Origin of the sequence: Cryobacterium tepidiphilum (genome assembly GCF_003716325.1) — a bacterium.
GTDB lineage: Bacteria > Actinomycetota > Actinomycetes > Actinomycetales > Microbacteriaceae > Cryobacterium > Cryobacterium tepidiphilum.
In genome coordinates, this window is sequence record NZ_RDSR01000005.1 from 19,218 (window position 1) to 42,782 (window position 23,565).

21 protein-coding genes are annotated in these 23,565 nt (G+C 70.5%); 9 read left to right on the plus strand and 12 right to left on the minus strand.

The window, feature by feature from the left end; genetic code table 11:
• Positions 1 to 14: 14 nt before the first annotated feature.
• Together EEJ31_RS04335 and nagB are read left to right on the plus strand one after the other, a co-directional pair.
• Entirely contained in the window at positions 15 to 932 is a 918-nt protein-coding gene (locus tag EEJ31_RS04335; RefSeq protein ID WP_123045075.1) for an NADP-dependent oxidoreductase, read from the plus strand.
• A gap of 72 nt (positions 933 to 1,004) precedes the next feature.
• Positions 1,005 to 1,790, plus strand: coding sequence for a glucosamine-6-phosphate deaminase (nagB, locus tag EEJ31_RS04340; protein ID WP_123045076.1), 786 nt, complete (start codon positions 1,005 to 1,007; stop codon positions 1,788 to 1,790).
• 30 nt (positions 1,791 to 1,820) lie between these two features.
• Here nagB and nagA read toward each other — a convergent pair whose 3' ends face one another.
• Positions 1,821 to 3,014, minus strand: a complete 1,194-nt coding sequence (nagA, locus tag EEJ31_RS04345; protein WP_123045077.1) for an N-acetylglucosamine-6-phosphate deacetylase — start codon at positions 3,012 to 3,014, stop codon at positions 1,821 to 1,823.
• Between the two features lie 92 nt (positions 3,015 to 3,106).
• Here nagA and EEJ31_RS04350 point away from each other — a divergent pair, with 92 nt between their 5' ends.
• The 5 genes from EEJ31_RS04350 (at position 3,107) to EEJ31_RS04370 (ending at position 8,947) form a co-directional block, all read left to right on the plus strand.
• On the plus strand, positions 3,107 to 3,943 hold the full coding sequence (locus EEJ31_RS04350; RefSeq protein WP_158603895.1) for a phosphatase PAP2 family protein: 837 nt from the start codon (positions 3,107 to 3,109) through the stop codon (positions 3,941 to 3,943).
• A 68-nt stretch (positions 3,944 to 4,011) separates the two neighbouring features.
• Positions 4,012 to 5,277, plus strand: coding sequence for a type III polyketide synthase (locus tag EEJ31_RS04355; protein WP_123045079.1), 1,266 nt, complete (start codon positions 4,012 to 4,014; stop codon positions 5,275 to 5,277).
• Positions 5,278 to 5,281: 4 nt separating this feature from the next.
• Entirely contained in the window at positions 5,282 to 6,118 is an 837-nt protein-coding gene (locus EEJ31_RS04360) for a class I SAM-dependent methyltransferase (RefSeq protein ID WP_123045080.1), read from the plus strand.
• Positions 6,111 to 7,250 (plus strand): FAD-dependent oxidoreductase, encoded by a 1,140-nt coding sequence (locus EEJ31_RS04365; protein ID WP_123045081.1) that lies wholly within the window; start codon positions 6,111 to 6,113, stop codon positions 7,248 to 7,250. The genes EEJ31_RS04360 and EEJ31_RS04365 overlap by 8 nt, the downstream gene beginning before the upstream one ends.
• 152 nt (positions 7,251 to 7,402) lie before the next feature.
• The gene (locus EEJ31_RS04370; RefSeq protein WP_233563723.1) at positions 7,403 to 8,947 is read left to right on the plus strand and encodes a DUF7059 domain-containing protein; all 1,545 of its coding nucleotides are present in this window, start codon (positions 7,403 to 7,405) and stop codon (positions 8,945 to 8,947) included.
• A gap of 77 nt (positions 8,948 to 9,024) precedes the next feature.
• On the opposite strand, the gene EEJ31_RS14085 is transcribed toward EEJ31_RS04370, so the two are convergent.
• From EEJ31_RS14085 to EEJ31_RS04400, 6 genes are read right to left on the minus strand one after another with little or no spacing between them, the layout of a single operon-like run.
• Positions 9,025 to 9,294, minus strand: coding sequence for an acylphosphatase (locus EEJ31_RS14085; protein ID WP_123045082.1), 270 nt, complete (start codon positions 9,292 to 9,294; stop codon positions 9,025 to 9,027).
• A gap of 35 nt (positions 9,295 to 9,329) precedes the next feature.
• Positions 9,330 to 9,539, minus strand: coding sequence for a hypothetical protein (locus EEJ31_RS14090; protein WP_123045083.1), 210 nt, complete (start codon positions 9,537 to 9,539; stop codon positions 9,330 to 9,332).
• 44 nt (positions 9,540 to 9,583) lie between these two features.
• On the minus strand, positions 9,584 to 10,600 hold the full coding sequence (locus tag EEJ31_RS04385; RefSeq protein ID WP_123045084.1) for a LacI family DNA-binding transcriptional regulator: 1,017 nt from the start codon (positions 10,598 to 10,600) through the stop codon (positions 9,584 to 9,586).
• Positions 10,601 to 10,626: 26 nt separating this feature from the next.
• Entirely contained in the window at positions 10,627 to 11,511 is an 885-nt protein-coding gene (locus EEJ31_RS04390) for a carbohydrate ABC transporter permease (protein ID WP_407643198.1), read from the minus strand.
• Positions 11,512 to 11,521: 10 nt separating this feature from the next.
• The gene (locus EEJ31_RS04395; RefSeq protein WP_407643199.1) at positions 11,522 to 12,508 is read right to left on the minus strand and encodes a carbohydrate ABC transporter permease; all 987 of its coding nucleotides are present in this window, start codon (positions 12,506 to 12,508) and stop codon (positions 11,522 to 11,524) included.
• A 60-nt stretch (positions 12,509 to 12,568) separates the two neighbouring features.
• Positions 12,569 to 13,894 carry an ABC transporter substrate-binding protein gene (locus EEJ31_RS04400; RefSeq protein ID WP_123045086.1) on the minus strand — a complete coding sequence of 442 codons (1,326 nt, stop codon included), beginning with the start codon at positions 13,892 to 13,894 and terminating at the stop codon, positions 12,569 to 12,571.
• Positions 13,895 to 14,096: 202 nt separating this feature from the next.
• Here EEJ31_RS04400 and EEJ31_RS04405 point away from each other — a divergent pair, with 202 nt between their 5' ends.
• Positions 14,097 to 16,103: a beta-galactosidase gene (locus tag EEJ31_RS04405; RefSeq protein WP_123045087.1), complete on the plus strand. Its 2,007-nt coding sequence runs from the start codon at positions 14,097 to 14,099 to the stop codon at positions 16,101 to 16,103.
• 33 nt (positions 16,104 to 16,136) lie between these two features.
• A complete protein-coding gene (locus tag EEJ31_RS04410; protein ID WP_123045088.1) occupies positions 16,137 to 17,777 on the plus strand; it encodes a glycoside hydrolase family 53 protein in 1,641 nt (546 codons plus the stop codon).
• A 120-nt stretch (positions 17,778 to 17,897) separates the two neighbouring features.
• Here the strand turns inward: EEJ31_RS04410 and EEJ31_RS04415 are convergent, their stop codons facing one another.
• From EEJ31_RS04415 to EEJ31_RS04435, 5 genes are read right to left on the minus strand one after another with little or no spacing between them, the layout of a single operon-like run.
• Entirely contained in the window at positions 17,898 to 19,577 is a 1,680-nt protein-coding gene (locus EEJ31_RS04415) for an ABC transporter ATP-binding protein (protein WP_233563724.1), read from the minus strand.
• Positions 19,574 to 20,725, minus strand: a complete 1,152-nt coding sequence (locus tag EEJ31_RS04420; RefSeq protein ID WP_148040125.1) for a serine hydrolase domain-containing protein — start codon at positions 20,723 to 20,725, stop codon at positions 19,574 to 19,576. Before EEJ31_RS04420 ends, EEJ31_RS04415 begins: the two co-directional genes overlap by 4 nt.
• Positions 20,722 to 21,819 carry a dipeptide epimerase gene (locus tag EEJ31_RS04425; RefSeq protein WP_123045090.1) on the minus strand — a complete coding sequence of 366 codons (1,098 nt, stop codon included), beginning with the start codon at positions 21,817 to 21,819 and terminating at the stop codon, positions 20,722 to 20,724. Before EEJ31_RS04425 ends, EEJ31_RS04420 begins: the two co-directional genes overlap by 4 nt.
• On the minus strand, positions 21,816 to 23,018 hold the full coding sequence (locus EEJ31_RS04430; protein WP_123045091.1) for an MFS transporter: 1,203 nt from the start codon (positions 23,016 to 23,018) through the stop codon (positions 21,816 to 21,818). The genes EEJ31_RS04425 and EEJ31_RS04430 overlap by 4 nt, the downstream gene beginning before the upstream one ends.
• Positions 23,015 to 23,563 (minus strand): GNAT family N-acetyltransferase, encoded by a 549-nt coding sequence (locus EEJ31_RS04435; protein ID WP_123045092.1) that lies wholly within the window; start codon positions 23,561 to 23,563, stop codon positions 23,015 to 23,017. Before EEJ31_RS04435 ends, EEJ31_RS04430 begins: the two co-directional genes overlap by 4 nt.
• Positions 23,564 to 23,565 lie beyond the last annotated feature (2 nt).

The following is a 23,565-nucleotide window of genomic DNA, read 5'->3' on the forward strand; positions in this document are numbered from 1 at the left end:
CTAGGCTGGGGCGCATGGCACGCTACGTACGCTTTGACCGTTTCGGCGGACCCGAGGTCTTGCACATCCTCGAGGACGAACCGCCGCAGGCCGGTCCCGGACAGGTGCGGGTGCGGGTGCACGCCGCCGGCCTCAACCCCGTCGACTGGAAGATCATGAAGGGCGGCCCGGCCGCCGCCCAGTACCACGGGGTGCCGCCGTGCGGCAACGGCAACGACTTCGCCGGCGTCGTCGACCAGGTCGGCGACGGTGTGACGACGCTGCAGGTGGAGGACGCGGTGCTGGGCGGCAAGCGGATGTTCGCCCAGGCCGACTACGTCGTCGTCGACGCCGACAGGGTGATCCGCAAGCCGGAGGCACTGGACTTCGACCGGGCGGGTGCGCTCGACATCGTGGGGCGCACGGCCTGGGCCACGGTTTCGTCGCTGAAGCTGACCGCGCGCGACACCGTGCTGGTCAGTGCCGCCGCCGGTGGCGTGGGCGTGCTTGCGGCGCAACTCGCCCGCCGTACCGGTGCAACGGTGATCGGCACGGCGAGCCCCGACAATGCCGACTTCCTGCGCAGCCTCGGCGTGATCCCGGTCGCCTACGGGGAGGGGCTCGTGGACCGGGTGCGGGAGGCCGCGCCGAAGCTCACCGCGGCGCTCGACAACCACGGGCCGGCCACGATCGACGTGGCCCTGAAGCTCGGCGTTCCCGGGAACCGCATCAACACCATCGCCGCGCGCGGGCACCGCACCGATGCCGGGATCGCCGGTGTCGGGGGAGCCGAGGCGACCCTCGACGACCTGGCGCGCGTCGCCGACCTGCTGGCGGACGGCGAGATCGTGCTCCCCATCGACACGGTGTACCCGCTGGAGCGGGTGCGGGAGGCCTACGAACATCTCATGCGCGGGCACCTGCGCGGCAAGATCGTGCTCGCCCTGGTCTAGACCGTCGAGGCGGGGCTTTCGAACTTCGATAGCATGTCACTTCCGGGTTGGCGTCGATGGGATGTGTCGAAAGTGGCTGAAGTTGTCATCGTGCAGGACGAGTCCGAGGCCGGCGACCTGATCGCCGGTTCGATCCTGTCGTTGATCGAAGGTCGTCCGGATGCCGTGCTCGGCCTCGCGACCGGCTCGACTCCGCTGCCGGTCTACCGCGCACTGGCGCGGCGCGTGGCGCAGGAACAGCTGGACGTCTCGAGGGTTCGCGGCTTCGCCCTGGACGAGTATGTCGGCCTGCCCGCCGGGCATCCCGAGAGCTATCGGTCGGTCATCATGCGCGAGGTCGTCGAGCCGCTGGGCCTCACCCCGTCGCGAATCCACGTGCCGAACGGCGACCTCGCAACCATCCAGACCGCCAGCGACGAGTATGAGGATGCGATCATCGCTGCGGGTGGAGTGGACCTCCAGATCCTCGGAATCGGCCGAAGCGGGCACATCGGATTCAACGAGCCCGGGTCGTCCTTCGCGTCCCTCACCCGGGTGAAGACGCTCACGGAGAGCACACGGGCCGACAATGCGCGGTTCTTCGACTCGCCCGACGACGTGCCCATGCACTGCATCACCCAGGGTCTCGGCACCATCCTGCGCGCACGCCACCTAGTGCTGCTGGCCTTCGGCTCGGCAAAGGCCCACGCGGTGGCGGCGGCCGTTGAGGGGCCCGTCACCGCCAGCCAGCCGGGGTCGGCCATTCAGCTGCACCCCCACGTGACGGTCGTCATCGACGAGGCCGCCGCCAGCGAGCTCACGAACACGGCGTACTACCGCCATGTGTGGGCGAACAAGCCGGCGTGGCAGGGCCTGTAGCCCGTCCTTCCGGCGCGTGCGGCTCTCGGGTCAGCGGAGGCGGCGACCCGCGGTGATGACCGCCTCGACGGTCAGCGCGGGGCCCAGCAGCACCAGGTCGGCGGCGAACCCCGGATCCAGCCGGCCCAGGTCACCGGCGCGGCCCACCGCACGGGCGGGGGTCTCGGTGAGCGCCGTCACGGCATTCTCGATACTCACGCCGGCTTCCGTCACGGCACGGCGGAGTGCGGCATCCAGCGTGAGCGTGGAGCCGGCGATCGTGTCGCCGCCGGTGAGCCGGGCGACACCGTCGGCGACCGTCAGCGACAGGCTGCCCAGCGTGTAGGGGCCGTCCGCCGCACCGGTGGCCGCCATGGCGTCGGTGACAAGGGCCACCCGACCGGGCGCGCCGGCGAAGGCCAGCCGGACGACGTCGGGGTGGACGTGCACGCCGTCGTTGATGACTTCAAGGGTGACGTGGGAGGCGTGCATGGCGGCAGCGACCGGCCCGGGCGCGCGGTGGTGGATCCCGCGCATGCCGTTGAAGGCATGCGTCAGGATCGAGGCGCCCCGGTCGAACGCCGCCAGGGCGGTCGCGTAGTCGGCGGCGCTGTGCCCGACGGCCACCGCGACCCCGGCCTCCACGAGTGTGTCGATCGCCTGACCGGCTCCGGGCAGCTCCGGGGCGAGCGTGACCTGCCGCAGGTGTCCTCCGCCGGCGCTGAGGAGCCGGTCGATCGACGCGGCATCGGGCGCGCGCAGCAGGGTGGGATCGTGCGCGCCCCGGAACGCGTGGTCGAGGAACGGTCCCTCGAGGTGGGCGCCCAGGATCAGCGGGTCTGCCGTCGCCGCGGCCGCCGCGGCCGCCAGGCGTTCCTCGAGGTCCGACTGCCCGGCGGTCACGAGCGAGAGCACGGTGCGGGTGGCGCCATGGCGGCGATGCACCGCGAGGGCGGTCGCGATCGCGTCGCCGCCTTCGTCGAACGCGGCGCCCCCGGCACCGTGACAGTGGATGTCGATGAATCCGGGGGTGAGCCAGCGCCCGGCGGCGTCGATGACGAGACCGTCGTCGGATTGTCCCGGCCGGGCATCCGTGGCGGAACCGGCCGACGGGCGGGACGCCCAGCCATCGCCCACGCCGGTGGCCGAAACCACGCCGCCCTCGAAGGCGACCCAGGCGTTTTGCGTGATCGTGCCGCCGGAAACCAGGCGGGCCGAGTGGACAACGCCGGCGGAGAAGGTCATGAAGCGAGAATAACGTCGATTCCCGCGCCCCCATCGACGCACGCTCCTGCGACGTTCGGGTTTTTGAAAGGTACCCGTGGGAGGGTGGCGGTGTGCGACTCGCCCTGACCCTCACCGTGCTCAAGTTCGTGGGCTCGGCCGCCATCGCGGCGGTGGGCTTTGCCGTGCTGTACCTCGTGTTCGTGCGCACCCACGGCGGACAGCTGGTGGACCAGCTCGCCTTCAACGGCGCGGATGTGGGGGAGCGGAGCGTCGCCCCGGTCGCCAATGCGCTGCTCGACGCGGTGCCGGCCGTCGCCGGGTTCGTCGGGCTGGTGCTCACCGTCGTCATCACGATCGCGCGGCGCAACTGGGGGACCGCGCTCGTCGCCATCGGGGCAGCCGGGGCCGCCGCCCTCACCACCCAGCTGCTGAAACTCGTGTTCCTCGACCGTCCCGACTTGCAGGTCGATGGCTACGCCGACAACTCATTCCCCTCCGGGCACACGACAGTCGCGGCCGCCTCGGCGCTTGCCGTGTTCCTCGTCTCCAGCCCATCGACCCGCGCCCGCGTGGCCGGCTGGGGCACGCTCTTCACCATCCTGGCCGGCCTCTCCACGCTGGCCAACGGATGGCATCGGCCGAGCGACGCCATCGCGGCGCTGCTGGTCGTGGCCTTCTGGGGCTGCCTCGCCGGCGCGGTGATCACGCTCATGCGGCCGTCCGCCGTGACCGCCGCGGCGCCTGGACCGCGCACCACCGGGCGCTGGTGGATCGTGGTCCCCTTCCTCGTGGTCACGACCATCGCGTTCCTGATCACCTACCTCGGCGCCCGCAGCGACCAATCGGTCGTCGGCCTCATCGCGTACATCGGTGGCGCCGCCGCCATCGTGACCGCCGGCTGCGCGCTCGCGCTCCTGGCCACCCGCACGTTCGCGCGACTGCCCTGACCGCCGCCCGGCTGCGGATCGGCCGAGAAGGACTGTTGCGCCGGTGAGCGGCATGAAACACTGTGCCCATGCCCGCCACGCCAGTCCCCGTCACCCTCCGCTCCCTGCAGACCGCGGTCCCGCATACCGTGCTCGTGCAAGACGAGGTGCGGGACGTCTTCGCCGGGCAGCCAGGGCTCAGCCGACTGGCGCAGCGGCTGGTCTCCACCTCCTTCAACGCGTCGGGCATCGACACGCGTTACACGGTCATCGACGAGCTCAACCTCAACGACACATCCGCTGACCCGCGGTTCTTCGACGCGAAGACCGGTGAACTGCTGGCGCCGAGCACGCGGGTGCGCAACGAGCTCTACATCACCGAGGCCACGAAGCTCTACGTCGAAGCGGGCCGCCGCGCCCTCGAGGCCTGCCCCGGTGTGACCGCGGCGGACATCACCCACGTCGTCACCGTCTCCTGCACCGGCTTCTACGCGCCGGGCCCGGACTACATGCTCGTGCGGGAGCTCGGACTCGCGCCCTCCACCCAGCGGTACCACCTGGGATTCATGGGCTGCTACGCGTCGATGCCGGCCCTCCGCACGGCCAAGCAGTTCGTGCAGGCCGACCCAGACGCCGTCGTGCTCGTCGTGAGCGCTGAGCTCTGCTCGCTGCACCTGCGCACCTCGAGCGACCCGGAAACGATCGTCGCCTCGTCGCTCTTCGGCGACGGCGCCGCCGCGGGGATCGTGAGCGCCCGGCCACCGCAGCCGGGTGAGACCGCCCTCACCCTCGACGGGTTCCAGACCCTGATCACCCCGGTGGGCGAGGGCGACATGGCGTGGAAGATCGGCGACGAGGGGTTCGAGATGATCCTCAGCACCTACGTGCCGCACATCATCGACGAGCACATCGAGTCGGCGCTCGCCCCGCTGCTGGCGGCCGACGCCGAACTGCAGGAGCTCGTGTCACCCGACGGCGCACTCCGCCGGGGTGCCGGTGCGGCGGCCGGCGCAGAGCAGGCGCTGCCGGGCGGCCCGGTTCCGGCGCGGGAGGCGGCATCCGTTGCGGTGCTCGCGCCGCCGCTCGACCGGGCCATCGCGCACTGGGCGATCCACCCCGGGGGCCGCAGCATCCTCGACAAGACCGAGGCGAAGCTCGGCCTGAGCGAGGAGCAGCTGCGGCCGTCGCGCGAGACGCTACGCCGGTACGGCAACATGTCGAGCGCCACGATCCTGTTCGTGCTCAAGGAGATCCTCGAGAATCCGTCGGCGCAGGACGCCGAGCGGGTGTGCGCGATGGCGTTCGGCCCCGGGCTCACCGTCGAGTCGGGGCTCATGAGCGTGACCCGCGGCTAAGCGGATGGGCACGGACGCGAAGGCGGCGGGGCACCGGCCGGCCGGCCGGGTGCCGCTCCGGCGCGCGCTCGCATCGCTCGGGGAGCGCGCGGACGACGCCCGCGAGGCGATGGACGCGGCCGACTGCGACCCGGCGATGCTCGCCCGCACCTACGCGCAGTTCCGGTACGTGAATCCGTTCGTTTCGGGGTGGCGGGGGATGTACCGGCGCGAGATCCGCCCATTGCTCTCGCCGCGGCATCCGCTGACCCTGCTCGACGTCGGTTCCGGCGGCGGCGACGTCTCCCGCTCGCTTGCCGCGTGGGCGGCGCGGGACGGCCTGCGCCTCGAGGTGACCGGCATCGACCCGGACGCGCGGGCGCACGCCTTCGCGTCGAGCCTGCCGCCGATGCCGGGGCTGTCGTTCCGGCGGGCGCTCAGCTCCGACCTCGTCGCGGAGGGCGCCCGCTTCGACTTCGTCGTGTCGAACCACGTGCTGCACCACCTCACACCCCAGGAGCTCGGCGGGCTGCTGTACGACTCGGAGCGGCTCTGCACCGCCCGGGTGCTGCACGCCGACATCGCGCGCAGCCGGTTCGCGTACCTCGGGTTCGGGCTGGCGACGGCGCCGTTCTTCCGCGGCTCCTTCATTCGGGACGACGGGCTCATCTCCATCCGCCGCAGCTACGCGCCGGAGGAGCTGCGCGCCGTGCTGCCGCCTGGCTGGTGGGTGGAGGCGGGGTCGCCCTCGCGGCTGGTGCTGCGCTGGGATGCGCCGGCGGTCGGCGCTGCCGCTGCCGCTGGTGCCGACGCCGGTGCCGCTGCCGGAGCCGGTGCCGACACGACGGTGACGGATGCCTGACGTCGCGATCGTCGGCGGGGGACCGGTCGGCGTGTTCCTGGCCTGCCTGCTCGCCGCGCGGAACGTGGACGTGGAGGTGTACGAACGGCGCACGGAGCCGTCGATGCGGGCGCGGGCCATCGGCATCCACCCGCCGTCGCTCGCGGCGCTGGCCGAGGCCGGGGTCGCCGACGCCGTGATCGCCGGCGCCGTGCGCATCGTGGACGGCGCCGTGTTCTGCGACGGCGCGCGGCTTGGCGGGCTGTCGTTCGAGGAGGTGTTTCCGCGCTACCCGTTCGTGGCCGCGCTGCCGCAGTACGAGACGGAGGCGCTGCTGCGCGCCCGGTTCGACGAGCTGCGGCCGGGCGCCTTCCACAGCGGATGCGACGTGACCGGCGTGCGTGAGACGGGGGACGGCGCCGAGATCACGATGACGGGCCAGGCGCCCGTGCGCGCCCGGTGGGTAGTGGGCGCAGACGGCACCCGGAGCGTGGTGCGCGCCGCGGCCGGTCTGGTGGGGCGCCGGCGTGGGGCGGCCGGCAGCTACCTGATGGCGGACTTCCCCGACCCGGCAGATGCCGAGGGCGGCGCCGCGAGCGCGCTGCTCTACTTCGAGCGCGGGGGCGTCGTCGAGTCGTTCCCGCTGCCCGGCGGACGGCGGAGGTGGGTGGCGAAGACCGACCGCCTGCTCACCGACGCGTCGACCGCCGACCTGGCCCGCATCATCCGTTCGCGCACCGGTGTCGAGCTGGGGGAGTCGGTCGATGCGCCGAGCCCGTTCGTGGCCCGGCAGCACCTGGTCGAACGGATGGCCGTCGGGAGCGTGGTGCTGGTGGGAGACGCGGCGCACGAGATCAGCCCGATCGGCGGACAGGGCATGAACCTCGGCTGGCTCGACGCGCTGGCGCTCGCGCCGGTACTGGAGGAAGCGGTGCGCGATCCGCTCGGCGCGGAGGCGGCGCTCGCCGCGTTCGACGTGCGACGGCGGCGTGCCGCCCGGGTGGCGGCCGCGCAGGCGGGGTTCAACATGTGGATGGGCCGGTCGGTGTCGGGCGTGTCACTGGCCGTTCGCAACGGATTGGTGCGTGTGCTGGCCGGCCCGCTGACCCGGCCGCTGCTCGCCCGCGCCTTCACCATGCGCTGGCTGCAGTAGCTGCCGCGCACGCTCGCATCCGCGCTCTGTTCGGCCGCCTGACCACGCATCGGCGGATCGCGCCCGCCGGAGCGGTAGCGCTCCGCCGAACGGACGTCGTGCGCGGGGATCGTGGACGCCGGGTGCCGGAATCGATTGTGGAGAATGGAGGGGTGGACTCTGAACTGATCGGCCGACTTCGCTCCGACCTCACCGCCGCCGGATTCTCGGTCGCCGCGCTCACCGGGCTGTGGGGCGTCGACGCGGATGCCGCGCTGCACCGCAACCAGCGGGTTCCGGCGCTGCGGGCGCTCGCGGCGCTGCGGGAGTCGCTCGGTCGCGCTGTGCCGTCGGCGACGCTCGCCCGGCTCTTCGTGCTCGGCCTGCCCGTGGCACGCGAGGAGCTCGCCGAGGCGCTGCCGACCCTCGGCGTCGACGGGGCCGGACAGCTGGGGCTCGTCGCCGCCGACGCGACGGCCGCCCAGGTGCGCCCGCTGCTCGACCTTCGCCCGTACAGCTTCATCGACGCGCACGGCGCCAGCAGCTGGTGGATCGCGTCTGACCTCGGCGAACTCGCGCTGGGGCATCCGCTGGGCGAAAGCCACGTGCTGGGCGTCGGTGGCGCGTCGGTCACGCTCAGCGGCCTGCTCATGCCGATCGAGGTCGAGCGGGCGCTCGACCTCGGCACCGGATGCGGGATCCAGGCCATGCACGCCGCCCGCAACGGCCGCCGCGTGGTCGCCACCGACATCTCGGAGCGGGCGCTCGAGCTGGCCGCGCTCAACGCCGAGTTGAACGGCATCCGCAGCATCGAATTCCGTCTCGGCAGCCTGTTCGAACCGGTCGCGGGGGAGCGCTTCGACCACATCATCTCGAACCCGCCGTTCGTCATCACGCCGCGCGCCGAGGGCGTGCCGGCGTATGAGTACCGCGACGGCGGCATGGTGGGCGACGGCCTGGTCGAGGCGGTGATCCGCGGTATCCCGGAGCATCTCACCGCCGACGGGGTCGCACAACTGCTCGGCAACTGGGAGTACCGCGGCGACGGCGACGCCTTCGACCGCATGCGCTCCTGGCTCGATGACTCGCTCGACGCGTGGATCATCGAGCGCGAGGTTCAGCAGCCGTCGGAGTACGCGGAGACGTGGATTCGCGACGGCGGCACCCGCCCCGGCACGCCGGAGTTCGACCGGCTGTACGCGTCGTGGCTCGACGACTTCGCCGCGCGCGGCGTGAACCGGGTGGGATTCGGCTATATGCTGCTGCGCCGGCGCCCCGCGCACGCCACGACGCCGCCGCTTCGCCGGTTCGAGCGCCTGCACGGTTCCCTCGGCCAGAACAACGCCGGGCTCGGCAGCCACCTGGCCGACTCGCTCGGTGCCTGGGACTGGCAGGCGGCAACGGATGACGCCTCCCTGCTGGCGGCGCACCTCACCGTCGCGCCCGACGTGACGGAGGAACGCCACTACTGGCCGGGGGCGAGCGACCCCACTCTGATGACCCTGCACCAGGGCGGCGGGTTCGGCCGGTCGGTGCAGCTCGACACCGCGCTCGCGGCGCTCGTCGGCGCCTCTGACGGCGAACTCTCCGTGGGCGCGATCATCGCCGCGCTTGCGCAGCTGCTCGACGCCTCCGTCGCCGATCTCACGGCGGCGCTCCTGCCGGCGGTGCGCGACCTCGTGACCGACGGCTTCCTGCGGCCGCCGGGTCTCTCCTGACGGCACGAGCGAGGGCGTTTCGTCTTCACGTCGGCGTCGTGCCGGGGCCAGGGTGGCGGCTTGGCGGTGATGAGTGCTCAGCGACGGATGTCGAAACCCGCTTGGCCGGTCGGGCTCAGCTCGACGATGTCCAGCGCGGTGACATGCGCGTGGCGCGGTCCCTCAGAGAGCCAGTCGAGCATCCGCTGCACCTGGGTTTCGGAGCCCTCGACCTCGACCTCGACGGTGCCGTCGGCACGGTTGCGGGCGTAGCCGGCGACGCCGAGCCGTTCGGCGGCGGACCGGGCGCTGAAGCGGAATCCGACGCCCTGAACGTCGCCGTGCACGACCACTCGCCTCCGAATCACCCCTCCATTGTGCTCCGGGCCGGGTGACGGGCGGTTCAGCGGAGGCTCGTGCCGCGCCCGCGGATCCACAAGAGGTGCGCCCGCACCGAGAACGCACCGCCGACGACGAGGGCGACGATCGCGGCCGGCAGCAGCACCGAGATCATCGCGCTGCCGGTGATCGCGTTGAGCACGAGCAGCAGCACGGCGAACGAGCTGCAGGCGAAGCCGGTGAGCGCACAGGTGTTGAACGTCCAGCTCTTCATGCGGCATCCCCTCGACCGTGTTCCCTCTCGAGGCTAGCCGACGCTCACGCGGAGCCGCGCCGCACCAGTTCGGTCGGCAGGGTCATTGCCGCAGCCGGTTGCCCCTCGATGACCTGCAGCAGCAGCCGCACCATCTCGTGGCTGATCCGGTCGAACGGCTGGCGCATCGTGGTCAGCTCCGGGGTGGTCGTGGTCGCGACGGGGGAGTCGTCGAAGCCGACGAGGGCGATTTCCTCCGGCACGCGGCGCCCGGATGCCTGAAGCACGTCGAGCGCGCCGGCCGCCATCAGGTCGTTGGCCGCGAACACGGCGTCGATGGACGGGTCCCGCTTCAGCAGGGCGCGCATGCCGCTCGCGCCGCTGGCCCGGCTGTAGTCGCCGATCTCCACGATCGTCTCGTCATAGAGTTCCCCGAGCCGCTCGCGGTAGCCCTCGAGTCTGCCGGTGCCGCCGGAGGTGTCCTGCGGGCCGGCGATCGTCGCGATGCGGGTGCGACCCTGGTCGCGGAGGAAGTCGACGACCTCGCACGCGCCGTCGCGGTCGTCGGCGGCGACGAACCCGATCTTGCGCTCGAAGCCGAGCGGGATGCCACAGGCGATCGCCGGCACCTTCGACCGCACGAGGTCTGCCAGGAAGTCGTGCTGGCGGCTGTGCGAAGACACCAGGAGCACGCCGTCGACGTGCCCGGCGATGATGAAGTCGGTGACCCGCTTCTGCTCGGCCTCCGACCCGGCCATCAGGAGCACGAGCGGGATGTCGTGCTCCTCGAGGGCCTGGGCAGCGCCGCGCATCAGGATCGAGAAGTTGGGGTCCTCGAACAGGCGGTCGTGCGACTCGGTGAGCAGGAACGCCACCGAATTCGCCCGGCTGGTGGCGAGGTTCCGGGCATGCGGGTTGATGCGGTACCCGGTCTTCTTGATCGCCGCGTTGACCGCCGTGAGCGAGTCAGGGCTGACCCAGTGCCCGCCGTTGAGCACCCGGGAGACGGTGCCCCGGGAGACGCCCGCCTCGCGGGCGACGTCGTCGATGGTGGGGCGACGGCGGGGAATGGTGCTGGACACGGCCCCAGCATATGGGACGGGCCGGGTCACGCCTTCACCGCGCCGGCGGCGAGGTCCACCCGCCAGAAGCGCTGCAGGAGGAGGAAGAGGACGATGAGCGGGATGACCGAGAGGAGCGCGCCGGTGATGACGAGCGTGTACAGCGCCGGTGCCGTGGCGCCCTGGTTCAGGAGACCGTTCAGGCCCACCGTGATCGGGAACAGGTTGTCGTCGCCGAGCATGATGTAGGGCAGCATGAAGTTGTTCCACACGGCCACGAACTGGAACAGGAAGATCGTCACCAGCCCGGGCAGCATCATCGGCATCGCGATGCGGGAGAAGATGTGCATTTCGCCGGCGCCCTCCGTGCGGGCCGCTTCGATGACATCCGTCGGAACCGACGCCGCCGTGTAGATGCGGGCCAGGTAGATGCCGTATGGGCTGATGATCTGCGGCAGGAAGACGGCCCAGTAGGTGTTCGTGAGACCGACCTGCGCCATCAGGAAGTACTGCGGGATGGCCAGGATCACGCCCGGCACCAGCACACCCATGAGCAGCACCTTGAAGACGGTGGACTTGCCCGGGAAGGTGAACTTCGCGAGCACGTATCCCGACAGGGCAGACACGTACGTGGAGACCAGGGCGCCGAGGCCGGCGTAGAGGGCGGTGTTCAGCATCCAGCGCCAGAACAGGCCGTCGCGATACTGGGTCAGCTGCACGATGTTGTCCCAGAGGTGGGTGCTGGGGGCGAGCGTGAAGGTGGAGAAGAGCTCCGAACCGTCCTTCGTCGATGCCGTGAGCACCCAGAACACCGGGAAGAGGCAGTAGAGCGCGCCGAGGAGCAGGATTGTGGTCGAGGCGACACTGACGCGTTCACGCTTCGACCTGTCGCCGCGGCGGATGCCGCCTGCCGTGCGGAGGGGAGTGGCCATCGAGGTCATGTCAGTCTTCCTGTCCGAAGGCGCGCTTCTGGACGATGCGAAGGAATAGGAACGAGACGGCGAACGTGGCGACAGCGATGACAACGGATGTCGCGGCCGCCGAGTAGATATTGTCGCGGGTGAACGCGTCCCGGTACACGAGCATGAGGGGAGACCAGCTCGTGGAGAGGCTGTTGGTGAGCGGCCGCAGCAGCGTCGGCTCCGCGAAGACCTGCAGTGTGGCGATCATCGAGAACAGGGCAGTCATCACGAGGGCCGGCGCGATGATCGGGATCTTGATGCGCAGGGCGGTCTGCACCTCGGAGGCGCCGTCGATCCGGGCCGCCTCGTAGATCTCGGTCGGCACGGCCTTCAGCGACGTGTACATGACGATCATGTTGAAGCCGACGCCACCCCAGAGCGCGATGTTGGCGATGCCGAAGAGAACGAGCTTCGAGGAGAGCACCGAGGGCACGTCCCAGCCGAGCTTGTCGAAGACGAAGTAGAACGGGCTGACGGCCGGCAGGTAGAGGAAGCCCCAGAGCAGCGAGCTGATCACGGCCGGAACGGCGTAGGGCAGGAAGATCGAGATGCGGGAGAAGCCGGCGGCCCGGGTGCGCCGGGAGTCCAGCAGCAGGGCGAACAGCAGGGCCAGCCCGAGCATGGTGGGGATGAGGATCAGGCCATACAGGAGCACGCGGCCGACACTGGCGGCGAACTCCGGGTTGGTGAGTGCGGAGACGTAGTTGGCGACGCCGGCGAACACCTGCTTGCGTGCGCCGGAACCGAGCCCGAGGCCGACCACCTGCGTGCGCTGGAAGCTGAGGTAGATGGTGTACAGGATGGGCGCGAGCATGAACGCCGCAAACAGGATGATGCCGGGTGCCAGCATCAGGTAGGGGGTGATGATGCGGGTGCGCACGTCGTAGCGGCGTCTGCGACCGGAGCGGGTGCCGAGGGGCGAGCCGGCCGTGTCGGCGGGGGCTTTGGGTGGGGCCAGGAGGGTCACGGGGTGCTCCGCTGTTCAGGTCGCAGGGAGCACCGGGCGGTGCTCCCTGCGACAGGGTGATTACTTGACGGTGAAGCCACTCTTCTTGAGGTCGGCCGTCGTGATCTCCTGCATGGCGCCGACAGCGTCGAGGAAGGCGGACTTCTTCTTGGCCTGGGCAGCCTTGGCGAACTCGTCGTTGTACGCACTGTAGGCGACATTGACGTTCGGTCCGTAGGTGAACGGCGCGACCGTCTGGGCGACCTTGGCGGCGACGTCATAGAAGTCGGGCTGGTTGCTGAAGAACGCCGGCGGTTCGGTGAGGGCACCCGCGGCGGCCTCGGTGGCGGCCGGGTAGATGCCCGAGGTGTCGATCAGGGCCTGGATCGCTTCCGGGTCGGTGTTCAGCCAGGTGATGAACTCCATGGCCTGCTTCGGATGCTTCGACTGGGTGGTGACGCCGGTCGATGACCCGCCCCAGTTGCCGTCGGACGGGTTCGAGGCGTCCCACTGCGGGAGGGGAGCGGCGATCCACTTGCCGGCGGTGTCGGCGGCGTTGCCCGAGAGCACGCCCGGTGCCCAGACGGAGCTGACCCAGCCGGCCTGCGTGCCGTCGTTCAGTCCCTTGTTCCACGCCGGGGTGTACATCGGCTTGTTGTCGATGACGCCTTCCTCGACGAGCCCGCCCCAGTAGTCCGCGACCTTGTTGGTGGCCTCCGCGTCGATGTCGACGCCCCAGGCGTCACCGTCGATGGACCACCAGGAGGCACCCGCCTGCTGGGAGAGGCCGGTGAACCAACCTGCGTCGTTGGCCGAGAAGGTGCCGAGGTACACCTTCGGGTCGGCCTTGTGCAGGGCGCGCGCGGTCTCCGCGTACTCGTCCCAGGTGGTGGGGACCGTCAGGTTGTTGGCCTTGAGGATGTCTTCGCGGTAGTAGGCCATCATCGGGCCGGTGTCCTGCGGGATGGAGTACACGGCGTCCCCGCCGAGCGTGACGGAGTTCCAGACGGCGTCGGGGAACTTGTCCTTGATGTCGTTGGCGCCGACGGCCGACAGATCGGCGAGGGCATCGGATGCGACGAGGGTCGGGATCTTCTGGTATTCCGCCTGGATCATATCGGGGGCGCCGCTGCCGGCCTTGATGGCGGTGAGCAGCTTGGTGATGGCCGGGTCGCCGCCGTCCTGCTTGTTGACCGTGACGTGGATGTCGGGGTTCTTCGTGTTCCAGATGTCCACGACCTTGTCGAGGTTCGGCGCCCACGCCCAGTAGTTCAGGTCGACGGGGCCGGAGGAGTCACCCCCGTTGTCGCCGCCGCCGTCGCCGCCGGCGCCGGCCGAGCATCCGCTCAGCAGCAGTGCTGCCGCGGCAACGCTCGCCAGCGCTCGCATACGAAGTGATGTACGCATTCGTCCTCCTTGTCGAAAGCAGAATTCTCTGTGGTGAAGGGTAGGTCCACCGCCGGCTTTCGAACTGAGAACGACGATGTACCTGTGAGCGGTATTAGTAATTCACACAATCCAACCCATGTCAACACGGACTTTTCCGCTTCTTTAACCCGATAATGCTGTGATAGAACTGTGACCGCACACAGTCGAAGGAGATCAGTACATGTCGGAGCACGGCCCCACGTGGATTCCCGGTTCGAAGGCCATTCGTTACGGCGGTGACTACAACCCCGAACAGTGGAGCCGCGAGACCTGGCTGGAAGACATTGCGCTCATGAAGGAAGCCGGGGTGAACCTGGTCAGCATCGGAATCTTTTCCTGGGTGCTCATCGAGCCCCGGGAAGGCGAGTACGACTTCACGTTCCTCGATGACATCATCGGCCTCCTCACCGGCGCCGGCATCGACATCGACCTCGGTACCCCCACCGCAGCGCCGCCCGCGTGGTTCTGGAAGAAGTACCCAGCGGCACACCCGGTCACCCGCGACGGAATCACCCTCGGCTTCGGCTCACGCGGTATGGTGAGCCCGAGCTCGCCGGAATACCGCAGGGCAGCCGTCGCGGTCACCGAGCAGCTCGCCGGCCGCTACGCCGATCACCCTGCCGTGGTCATGTGGCACGTGCACAACGAGTACGGCGCCCCCATCAGCGACAGCTACGACGAGTACTCCGTCGCCGCGTTCCGCAGCTGGCTTCAGGCCCGGTACGGCACGCTCGACGAGCTCAACCGGGCGTGGGGCACCATGTTCTGGGGCCAGCGGTATTCGGAGTGGGACGAGATCGACGCGCCCCGCGTTTCGGCGAGCGTCAGCAACCAGTCGCAGCGGCTCGACTTCCAGCGCTTCACGTCCGATGCCCTGCTGCAGTGCTTCATCGCAGAACGCGACGCCATCCGTCGCTTCACCAGGTCCGCGCCGGTGACCACGAACTTCATGGCCACCAACTGCCTGGCGGTGGACTACTGGGCGTGGGCCCGCGAGGTCGACATCGTCGCCAACGACCACTACCTGGCCGCCGAGCGCGCCGACAACCACATCCTGCTGGCGATGGATGCGGACCTCACGCGGTCGCTGTCGGGTTCGCGGCCCTGGATCCTCATGGAGCACTCCACCTCCGCGGTCAACTGGCAGCCGCGCAACATCGCCAAGCGCGCGGGCGAACTCGCCCGTAACAGCCTCTCCCACGTCGCGCGCGGCGCGGACGCGGTGATGTTCTTCCAGTTCCGGGCGAGCCGGTACGGGGCGGAGAAGTTCCACTCCGCGATGCTGCCACACGCCGGGACGGGCACGCGGCTGTGGCGGGAAGTCGTGCAACTCGGCCAGGAGCTGGCCGGTCTGGAGGCCGTGCGCGGGTCGTGGGTGCGCGCATCCGTTGCCATCGTCTGGAGCATCGAATCGTTCTGGGCGCTCGATCTGGAATGGCGGCCGTCGGTGGAGCTGGCGCACCGTGAGCGCATTGAGGCCTTCTACGGCGCCCTGTGGGAACTCGGGGTGACCGTCGACTTCGTGCACCCCGGCCACGACCTCTCCGGGTTCGACGTGGTCTTCGCGCCGAGCCTCTACCTGCTCGCCGAGAGCGACGCAGCGAACATCGCCGCCTACGTCGCCGACGGCGGGAATCTCGTGGTCTCGTACTTCTCCGGCATCGTCGGCGACAACGACGAGGTGCCCGCGGGCGCCTCGCCGGGGGCGCTGCGCGAGGTGCTCGGCCTGGAGATCCACGAATTCCTGCCGCTCCACGCCGGGGAGACCGCCCAGCTCTCCGACGGGAGCACCGGCAGCGCGTGGAGCGACGACATCGTCCTCACGGGTGCCGAAGCGGTGGTCTCCTATGTCGACGGCCCGGCGGCCGGCAAGCCCGCCGTCACCCGGAACAGCCACGGCGCCGGCCGGGCCTGGTACATCTCGACGAAGCTCGACGGCGACGACCTCGGCTCGCTCGTCGAGACCGTGCTGACGGATGCCGGGGTGGACGTCGAGGCGCCGGTCGCGGGCCTCGAGGTCGTGTCGCGCGCGTCGGACACCCAGCGCTTCACGTTCTTCATCAACCACACGGGTGCCGCATTGCCGGTCTCCCTCGGTGGCACCGACACGCTCACCGGGGAACCTGTCACACCGGGTTCGACCGTGCCGGCGTCCGGTGTGCGGGTGGTGACCACCCCGATCCTGTAACACCCCGCTCGACCAACACATCAAGGAGGATGCATGACACTCAGCCAGTCATTCCGGAGGGCCGCCGTCCTGGCGACCGGAGCGGCCCTCGCGGTTCCGCTCGCCCTCATCCCGGCCGGCGCCCACGCCGATCCGCAGGTGCCCACAATCGTGAACCCCGGGTTCGAAAGCGGAGCCGAGGGGTGGGTGACCGACAGTTCGACGGGCACCGTCGCATCCGTCGAGACCCACGGCTTCGACGGGGCGAGCCGCCTCACCCAGTGGCTGCCGGCCGCCGGGCGGATGGAGACCACGCAGACCCTCCGGCACGTGCACAAGGGCTGGTGGACCTTCTCCGCCGCCGTCAAAGCCGGCGGCGCCGTCGACGCATCGCACCTCGTCTTCGAAGGCTGCGGTTCCGCCGGTGCCGTTACCATCCCCTCGACCGAGACGGATGACGCGTGGCTGCAGCTCTCGGTCTCCGGCTACGCGTCGGGCGGCAAGGACTGCCGGGTCGGCTTCGTCACCGAGGGGGCGCAGGGCTCCTGGGCCAGCATCGACGCCGTGTCGCTTCGCACCGGGACAGTCGACCGCACCTACCGCGGCGCTGACTTCTCGCAGGTGCCGAAGAACGAGGACTTCGGTGCGGCCTATCTCACCAAGGATGGCACGGTCTCCGACCCGGTCACGATCCTCGCCGACGCCGGTGCCAACATCGGCCGACTCAAGGTCTGGGTCGACCCGGTCGACGGCTACAACGACCAGCAGCACGTCGTCGCGATGGCGGAGCGCATCAAAGCGGCGGGAATGAAGCTGCTGGTGGACTTCCACTACTCCGACCGCTGGACCGACCCGGGTGCCCAGGGCATGCCGGCCGCGTGGGCCGGGCACACGCCCGAGCAGGTGGCGAAGGACGTCGCCGCGCACACCACGTCGGTGCTGACAGCGCTGAAGGAGGCCGGGATCACGGCGGACTTCGTGCAGGTGGGCAACGAGATCAACCCGGGCATGCTCTGGCCGCTCGGCCAGACCTGGGATGTGCACCCGGCGGACGGCGTCACCGGCGCACAGTGGGACAACCTCGCGGCGTTCCTGACCGCGGGATCCAACGCGGTCAAGGCCGTCGATCCCTCGACCAAGGTCATCCTGCACCTGACGAACATCAACAACGGGATCGGCAGCCTCACTTGGTGGTTCGACGAGGTGACCAACCGGAACGTGCCGTTCGACATCATCGGGCTCTCGTACTACAGCTACTGGCACGGCACCTTTGCCGACCTGCAGAACGCGGTGTCGACGTTGTCGGCGCGGTATGACCGGGACGTGCTCGTCGTCGAGACGGCGTATCCGTTCACGCTCGAGGACAACCAGAATGCCCCCTGGGAGAACACCATCGCGCGCTCGTCGCAGCTGACCCGGGGTTACCCGGCGACGATTGCCGGGCAGCAGGCGAACTTCCGCGCGGTGCAGGATGTCGTCGCCTCCGCTCCCGGCGGCCGGGGCCTGGGCGCTGTCTACTGGGAGCCGGCGTGGACGTCTGTTGCCGGCAACGGCTGGGACCCCGCGGATGCCTCCAGCGGCAACGCGTGGGAGAACCAGGCGATGTTCGGGTATGACGGCGCCGTGCTGGACAGCGTGACCGCGTTCGCGCCGGACGACCGCACAGAGCGCAAGCCCGCACACCCTGGAAAGTAGGCGGTCGCTGCCGTTCACGTTCTGATCGCTCGCTTGCGGACAAAGCACCTTCGTCGTCGCGGCGAAGGTGCTTTGTTTGCGGCTCAGGCGCTCGGGCTCGTCCCGGGGGGACCTGGCGGGTCAGCTGGCGAGTTTGGCTCCGGGGATGGCAGCGAGCAGTTCCTGCGTGTACTCGGACTGGGGCCGGTCGAAGATCTGCTCCGGTGTTCCGCTCTCCACGATGCGGCCGGCCTGCATGACGTGCACCTGGTGCGAGATCATCCGGACGACGGCGAGGTCGTGGCTGATGAAGAGGTAACTCAGGCCGAGCTCGCTCTGCAGCGACGCGAGGAGTTCGAGGATCTGCGCCTGCACGAGCACATCGAGCGCGGAGACCGCCTCGTCGAGCACGACGAGTTCGGGCGAGAGGGCGAGGGCGCGCGCGATGGCGACGCGCTGGCGCTGGCCACCGGAGAGTTCGTGCGGAAGGCGCCCGGCCATCGCGACCGGCAGGGCCACCTGGTCGAGCAACTCGGCCACCCGCCTCCGCCGGCTCGAGCTGTCGCCGATCCGGTGCACCCGGAGCGGCTCGGTGATGGACCGCTCGACGGTGTAACGGGGGTCGAGCGACGCATACGGGTTCTGGAACACGGGCTGCACGCGGCGGCGGAAGGCAAACAGCGACCTGCGATCGAGCGACGCCAGGTCGGTGCCGTCGAAGCGGATGCGGCCACTCGTGATGTCGTCGAGGCCGAGGAGCAGGTTGGCCGTGGTCGACTTGCCCGACCCCGACTCCCCGACGATCGAGACCGTCTCACCGCGGGGAATACGGAAGCTCACGCTGTCCACCGCCGTGAAGCGGCTGGCGACGCCGGTTCCGGCGGCACGGATGGTGAAGACCTTCGTCAGGTCCTCGATCTCCACCAGGTTGCCGATCTCCGGCACCGAGGCCGCTGTGGCCGGGAAGGTGCGCGCCTTCGCGGTGGGCACGATGCTCCGCGACGACAGGCTGGGTGCCGCGTGCAGCAACTGCTTGGTGTATTCGTGCTGCGGATCGCCGAGGATGCGCGCCGCATCGCCGGACTCGACGATCTCGCCCTTGTTCATCACGGCTATCGTGTCGGCTCGCTCGGCGGCCAGACCGAGGTCGTGGGTGATCAGGAACACCGAGGTGCCCATCTCCGCGGTGAGCTTGTCGAGCTGATCGAGGATCCGTCGTTGCACGGTCACGTCGAGGGCGGATGTCGGTTCATCGGCGATCAGCAGTTTCGGCCGGCAGGCCAGGCCCATCGCGATCAGCACCCGCTGGCGCATCCCGCCGGAGAATTCATGCGGGTACTGGTTGACCCGGCGTTCCGCGTCGGGGATGCCGACCATCTCGAGCAGCTCGATGACGGCCGCCTTCGCCGCCGAACCGGTCGCCCGGCCGTGCACCTCCAGCGCCTCCGCGACCTGGTCGCCGATCCGCATGAGCGGGTTGAGGTTGGACATCGGGTCCTGCGGAACCAGGCCGATGCCGGCACCGCGGATGGTCAGCATCTCCCGCTCGTGGGCGCGCGCCAGGTCCCGCCCCTCGAACAACACCTGTCCGCCGGTGATCCGGCCGTTCTCCGGGAGCAGCCGGTTGATGGCGGCAGCCGTCGTGGACTTGCCCGAGCCCGACTCGCCCACCACGGCCACGGTCTGGCCCGGCAGCACGTCGACCGAGATGTTGCGCACCGCGTGGATGTCGGTGCCGCCGGAGCGGAACGCGACGGACAGGTCGCGGATGGAGAGGATGGGGAAGGAGTCGTTCATGGGTTCCTCGCTGGTGTGGTTCATCGGTGCTCCTCGAGCAGGTCTTCGGTCGTGGCGAGCACGGCCCGCCACAGCTGTTCGGTCGGCACCGGCGTGCCGGGGGTGAGCAGGCGGTTGGTGGCCATGGCGACGGCGATCCCGGCGCCCGGGACGAACCCGACGGCGCAGCCGACGAATCCGGGATGCCCCAGCAGGTGCACCCGTTCGGCGCCCAGCCGGAACGGGTAGCGCCGGAATCCCAGCGACTGGCCCTGGTCCGGACCCTCCGCGAAGAACTCCTCGGCGACGGCGGGCTTCCAGAGCGCGTCGTGGTCGGCGTACTCGGCGAGGACGGTGGCGAAACGGATCAAGTCCGGAACGGTCGAGAACAGGCCCGCATGCCCCGAGACACCGCGCAGGGCGTGGAAGGCGTTGCCGTCGTTGACGTCCCCGCTCACGATGCCTGTGCGCCAGTGCGGGAAGTCACCGCTGCGGTACGGGACCGGGTACGGGTCGCCGGAGTCGATCATCCTCATCTCCGCCCGGTCGCCGCAGGCGCTCGCCGCGACATCCGGGCCGGCCGGATGCCGGTACCGGGTGCTGGCCAGGCCGAGGGGTTCCGTCACGAGGGTGCGAACCGCGTCATCGAGCGCCTGCCCGGCGGCCTCGGCGACGATCTCACCGAGAAGCATGAAGCCGAGGTCGGAGTAATGCCTGCCCGTGTTCGGGCGGTAGCGCAGCGGCATTTCCGCGGCGAAGCGGAGCGCCGCCTCCCGGTCGCCTGCCGCGAGATACAACGGATGCCATTCCCACAGGCCGCCGCGGTGACGCAGCAGGTCGCGCACGCTGACGTCGGCCTTGTCGCCGTGGGCGAAGGACGGGATGAATCGACCGACGGTGTCTTCCAGCGACAGCGCGCCGTCGGAGACGAGCCGGATCAGGCAGGTCGTGGTGGCGAGGACCTTGGTGACGGACGCGAGGTCGTGCGCGGTGCCTGGCGTCATCGGCAGGGCGCCATCGGGGGAGCGCGTCTCGGGGCGGACGACACGGTAGCCGGCAACGGCGCTGTCGGCCAGGCGTCGTGTGCGAACGGCGAGGGACACGCCCGGCGGTGGCATGGTTCCGGGGGGAAGGTCAGCGGGGACGCGCCCGGCCAGGTCATCGGCGGTCCGCTGCAGGGTGGCGGCGGTCACGGCCGGCCCCCGCTCGCGCACAGCCCCGTGATGCCGGTTCCGGCAGCGCGGGAGAGAACGACAGAGTCGGCGGTGTAGTGCGGCCCGGAATCGACCGGGGATGCGGCCAGCCAGAGGCCGGCGTCGAGGTCGTGGGCGCGTGCGGGGTCACCCAGGCTCGCGGCCAGGCTCGCCGCGGCCGCGATGCCGACGTGGCTCTCCATCATGCAGCCGATCAGCACGCCGATGTCGTTCGCCGCCGCAAGGGCGATCATCCGTCGTGCCTCGGTCAGCCCGCCGCTCTTGGCCAGCTTGATGTTGACCGCGTCCGCCATGCGGCCGGCGATGATCGCAGACAGGTCGTGGCTGGTCCAGACCGCTTCGTCGGCGAGGATGGGCGTCTGCACCCGGGCGGTGACGAAGGCGAGGTCGTCGCGGTTTCGCGCCGACACGGGCTGTTCGACGAGCTCGATGCCGACGGATGCGTCCTCCCAGTCGCGGATGATGTCGATCGCCTGCCTGGCCGTCCAGCCCTGGTTGGCGTCCACCCGGAGCGAGACATCGGCGCCCACGGCGTCACGCACGGCCGCGACGGAGTGCACGTCGTCGCGGCCGGCGCCGACCTTGAGCTTGAGTGTGCGGAAGCCCGCATCCCGATGCCCGATCGCGAGCTCGATCAGCTCGCTGGTGCTCGCGGCGGAAAGCGTCATGTCGGTCGTCACGCTGTTGGTCCTCCCGCCCAGGTGCGCCCAGAGCGGCACGCCGGACGCCGCGGCGGCAAGGTCGTGCAGGGCGCACTCGACGGCGCACCTGGCGGCGGCATTCTGGATGACGGCGGCGGCGAGGTGGTCGGCGAGCCGGTCGACGTCGTCCAGTTCGCTGCCGAGCACCGCATCGGAGAGCGGCCCCATGACGGCGGCGCGGATGCTCGCGGGGCTTTCCCCGGTGACCCGCCAGCTGGCGGCGGCCTCACCCCAGCCGCTGCGGCCGTCGCTGTCGACCGCCTCGACGAGCACGGCGGTGATGGCATCGGTGCGGCGGACCGCCGTGATGAACGGGCGAACCAGGGGAACGTCGACGGTGTGGACGATCAGGCGCCGAACGGTGGCGGTCATGAGGCGCCCTCGCCGGCCCGGCCGACCACCGGTGGGGACACCGCGAGGTCGACGGAACGGTGACGCCAGCCGCGAGCGGCGAGGAAGAACAGCAGCATGAGCGTGGCGGCGAGGGCGGCGATCGTCGTCGGAGCGACATGGCCGAGGGTGGGGGCCGCACCCGTGGCCGCGAGCGGGATCAGCGCTCCGCCCGCAGCGCCGACGGCGACAAGCGATGAGCTGGCGCTCACGGCGTACGCCGGGCGGATGCGGCTGACCGCGACACCAAGCAGCAGCGCGTAGCAGGGCCCGGACAGGATCACCGCGGCAGCCAGGAGCACCAGTGGCACGAGTGGATCCAGTGCCGCGGTCGCGGCGGCCGTCACGAGCGCCAGGGCGATGCCGGTGGTGCAGGCGAGTGCGGTGCGGCCGGCTCCCTGGGCGTCGATCAGCACGGTGCCGGCGATACGACCGAGGCCCATCAGCAGCCAGAACGCGCTCGTGCCGAGCGCGGCCAGTGCGGCGGTGGTGCCGAGCTGTTGTTCGACGGTCGTCGCCGACCAGCCGGAGATGGTGGTCTCGAGACCCACGTAGCAGAACAGCGCGCCGGCCAGGAAACCGGTGTGGCGGAGGGTGTTCGGCTTCGGCGACGGTGCAATCGCATCGGCGTCGCTCGGTTCGCGGTGTGTGCCGCGCAGCGCCACCGCCGCCACGACATGCACGACCGCCACGGCGGTCGGCACCAGCCGCGCGTGGCCCGCTGCGGCGGCAGCCAGGACGATGACCGGGGTCAGGGTCGCGACGATCGCAATGAAGACGGTGAGCCTCGTGAGCAGGCGTGGTGCGCCATGGGCGCTGTGCATCCGGACGGCCGCCGTTCCGCCGGCTTCGACGAAGCCGAAGCCGATCCCCGCCATGCCGGCTCCCACCATGAACCAGGTCGGCGTCGCGGCGGCCGCCGCGATTGCGAGGCCTCCCGCCTGGCCGAGGGCGCCGACGATCAGGACGGTGCCGAGGGGCAGCCTGATCGTGATGAGCGGTGTCGCCAGCACTCCGGCGAGCAGGCCGAAGAACAGCACGGGAACAGCGGGAAGAAGGGCGACGCTCGCTGTGCCGAGGGTGTCGGCCATCGCGGGGATCACGGCGGGGATGACCGCAGCGGTGCCGCCCAGGGCGGCGAACGCCACGGCGAGCGAGCGGACCTGCCGGGTCGCCGTCATGATCCGGCCGCCTGACCGACGCCGGGGACCAGGTCGCGGGCGAGACGGAGCTCCGGTTCGCCGAACTCGGGCTGCACCCGCTCCCTGCCGTCGGGGAGCCATCCCTGTCGCCGGTAGAACCCGATGGAGGGTTCGTTCGCGCGGAACACCCACAACGTCGCCCGGGTGCAGCCGGCGTCGGCGAGAGCCCGGGCCGCGGCCCCGAGTAGCCGCGAACCGACGCCGCGGCCCTGCGCGGCTGGGGCGACATACAGCGAATGGACGATCCCCTCGCCGTCGGCCGGCGCCGCGAACCGGGTCACCCCGAGGAGTTCTCCGGCCGCCGCCGGGCCGGTCGCGGCCGCTCCATCCTCGGCGACGAGGACCTCGCCGGGCTGCGACTCGGAGAGCACCCGGTCCCAGAGCGTGGTCGCCCGGTGCTCGTCCATGCCGTCAACCAGTGGCGCCGGCAGGACCGCGGCGTAGCTTTCCCGCCAGCAGGCCAGGAAGACGCGCACGATGGCATCCCGATCGCTGTCGGTGGCGGGGCGGATGGCGACGGACACGG

Excerpts from the sequence above, each read along its gene's own strand:
- EEJ31_RS04335 (WP_123045075.1), top strand. The coding sequence starts at position 15 with ATGGCACGCTACGTACGCTTTGACCGTTTCGGCGGACCCGAGGTCTTG.
- nagA (WP_123045077.1), bottom strand. The coding sequence starts at position 3,014 with ATGACCTTCTCCGCCGGCGTTGTCCACTCGGCCCGCCTGGTTTCCGGC.
- EEJ31_RS04355 (WP_123045079.1), top strand. The coding sequence starts at position 4,012 with ATGCCCGCCACGCCAGTCCCCGTCACCCTCCGCTCCCTGCAGACCGCG.
- EEJ31_RS04360 (WP_123045080.1), top strand. The coding sequence starts at position 5,282 with ATGGGCACGGACGCGAAGGCGGCGGGGCACCGGCCGGCCGGCCGGGTG.
- EEJ31_RS04365 (WP_123045081.1), top strand. The coding sequence starts at position 6,111 with ATGCCTGACGTCGCGATCGTCGGCGGGGGACCGGTCGGCGTGTTCCTG.
- EEJ31_RS14090 (WP_123045083.1), bottom strand. The coding sequence starts at position 9,539 with ATGAAGAGCTGGACGTTCAACACCTGTGCGCTCACCGGCTTCGCCTGC.
- EEJ31_RS04390 (WP_407643198.1), bottom strand. The coding sequence starts at position 11,511 with ATGGCCACTCCCCTCCGCACGGCAGGCGGCATCCGCCGCGGCGACAGG.
- EEJ31_RS04400 (WP_123045086.1), bottom strand. The coding sequence starts at position 13,894 with ATGCGTACATCACTTCGTATGCGAGCGCTGGCGAGCGTTGCCGCGGCA.
- EEJ31_RS04405 (WP_123045087.1), top strand. The coding sequence starts at position 14,097 with ATGTCGGAGCACGGCCCCACGTGGATTCCCGGTTCGAAGGCCATTCGT.
- EEJ31_RS04410 (WP_123045088.1), top strand. The coding sequence starts at position 16,137 with ATGACACTCAGCCAGTCATTCCGGAGGGCCGCCGTCCTGGCGACCGGA.
- EEJ31_RS04415 (WP_233563724.1), bottom strand. The coding sequence starts at position 19,577 with ATGAACCACACCAGCGAGGAACCCATGAACGACTCCTTCCCCATCCTC.
- EEJ31_RS04425 (WP_123045090.1), bottom strand. The coding sequence starts at position 21,819 with ATGACCGCCACCGTTCGGCGCCTGATCGTCCACACCGTCGACGTTCCC.
- EEJ31_RS04430 (WP_123045091.1), bottom strand. The coding sequence starts at position 23,018 with ATGACGGCGACCCGGCAGGTCCGCTCGCTCGCCGTGGCGTTCGCCGCC.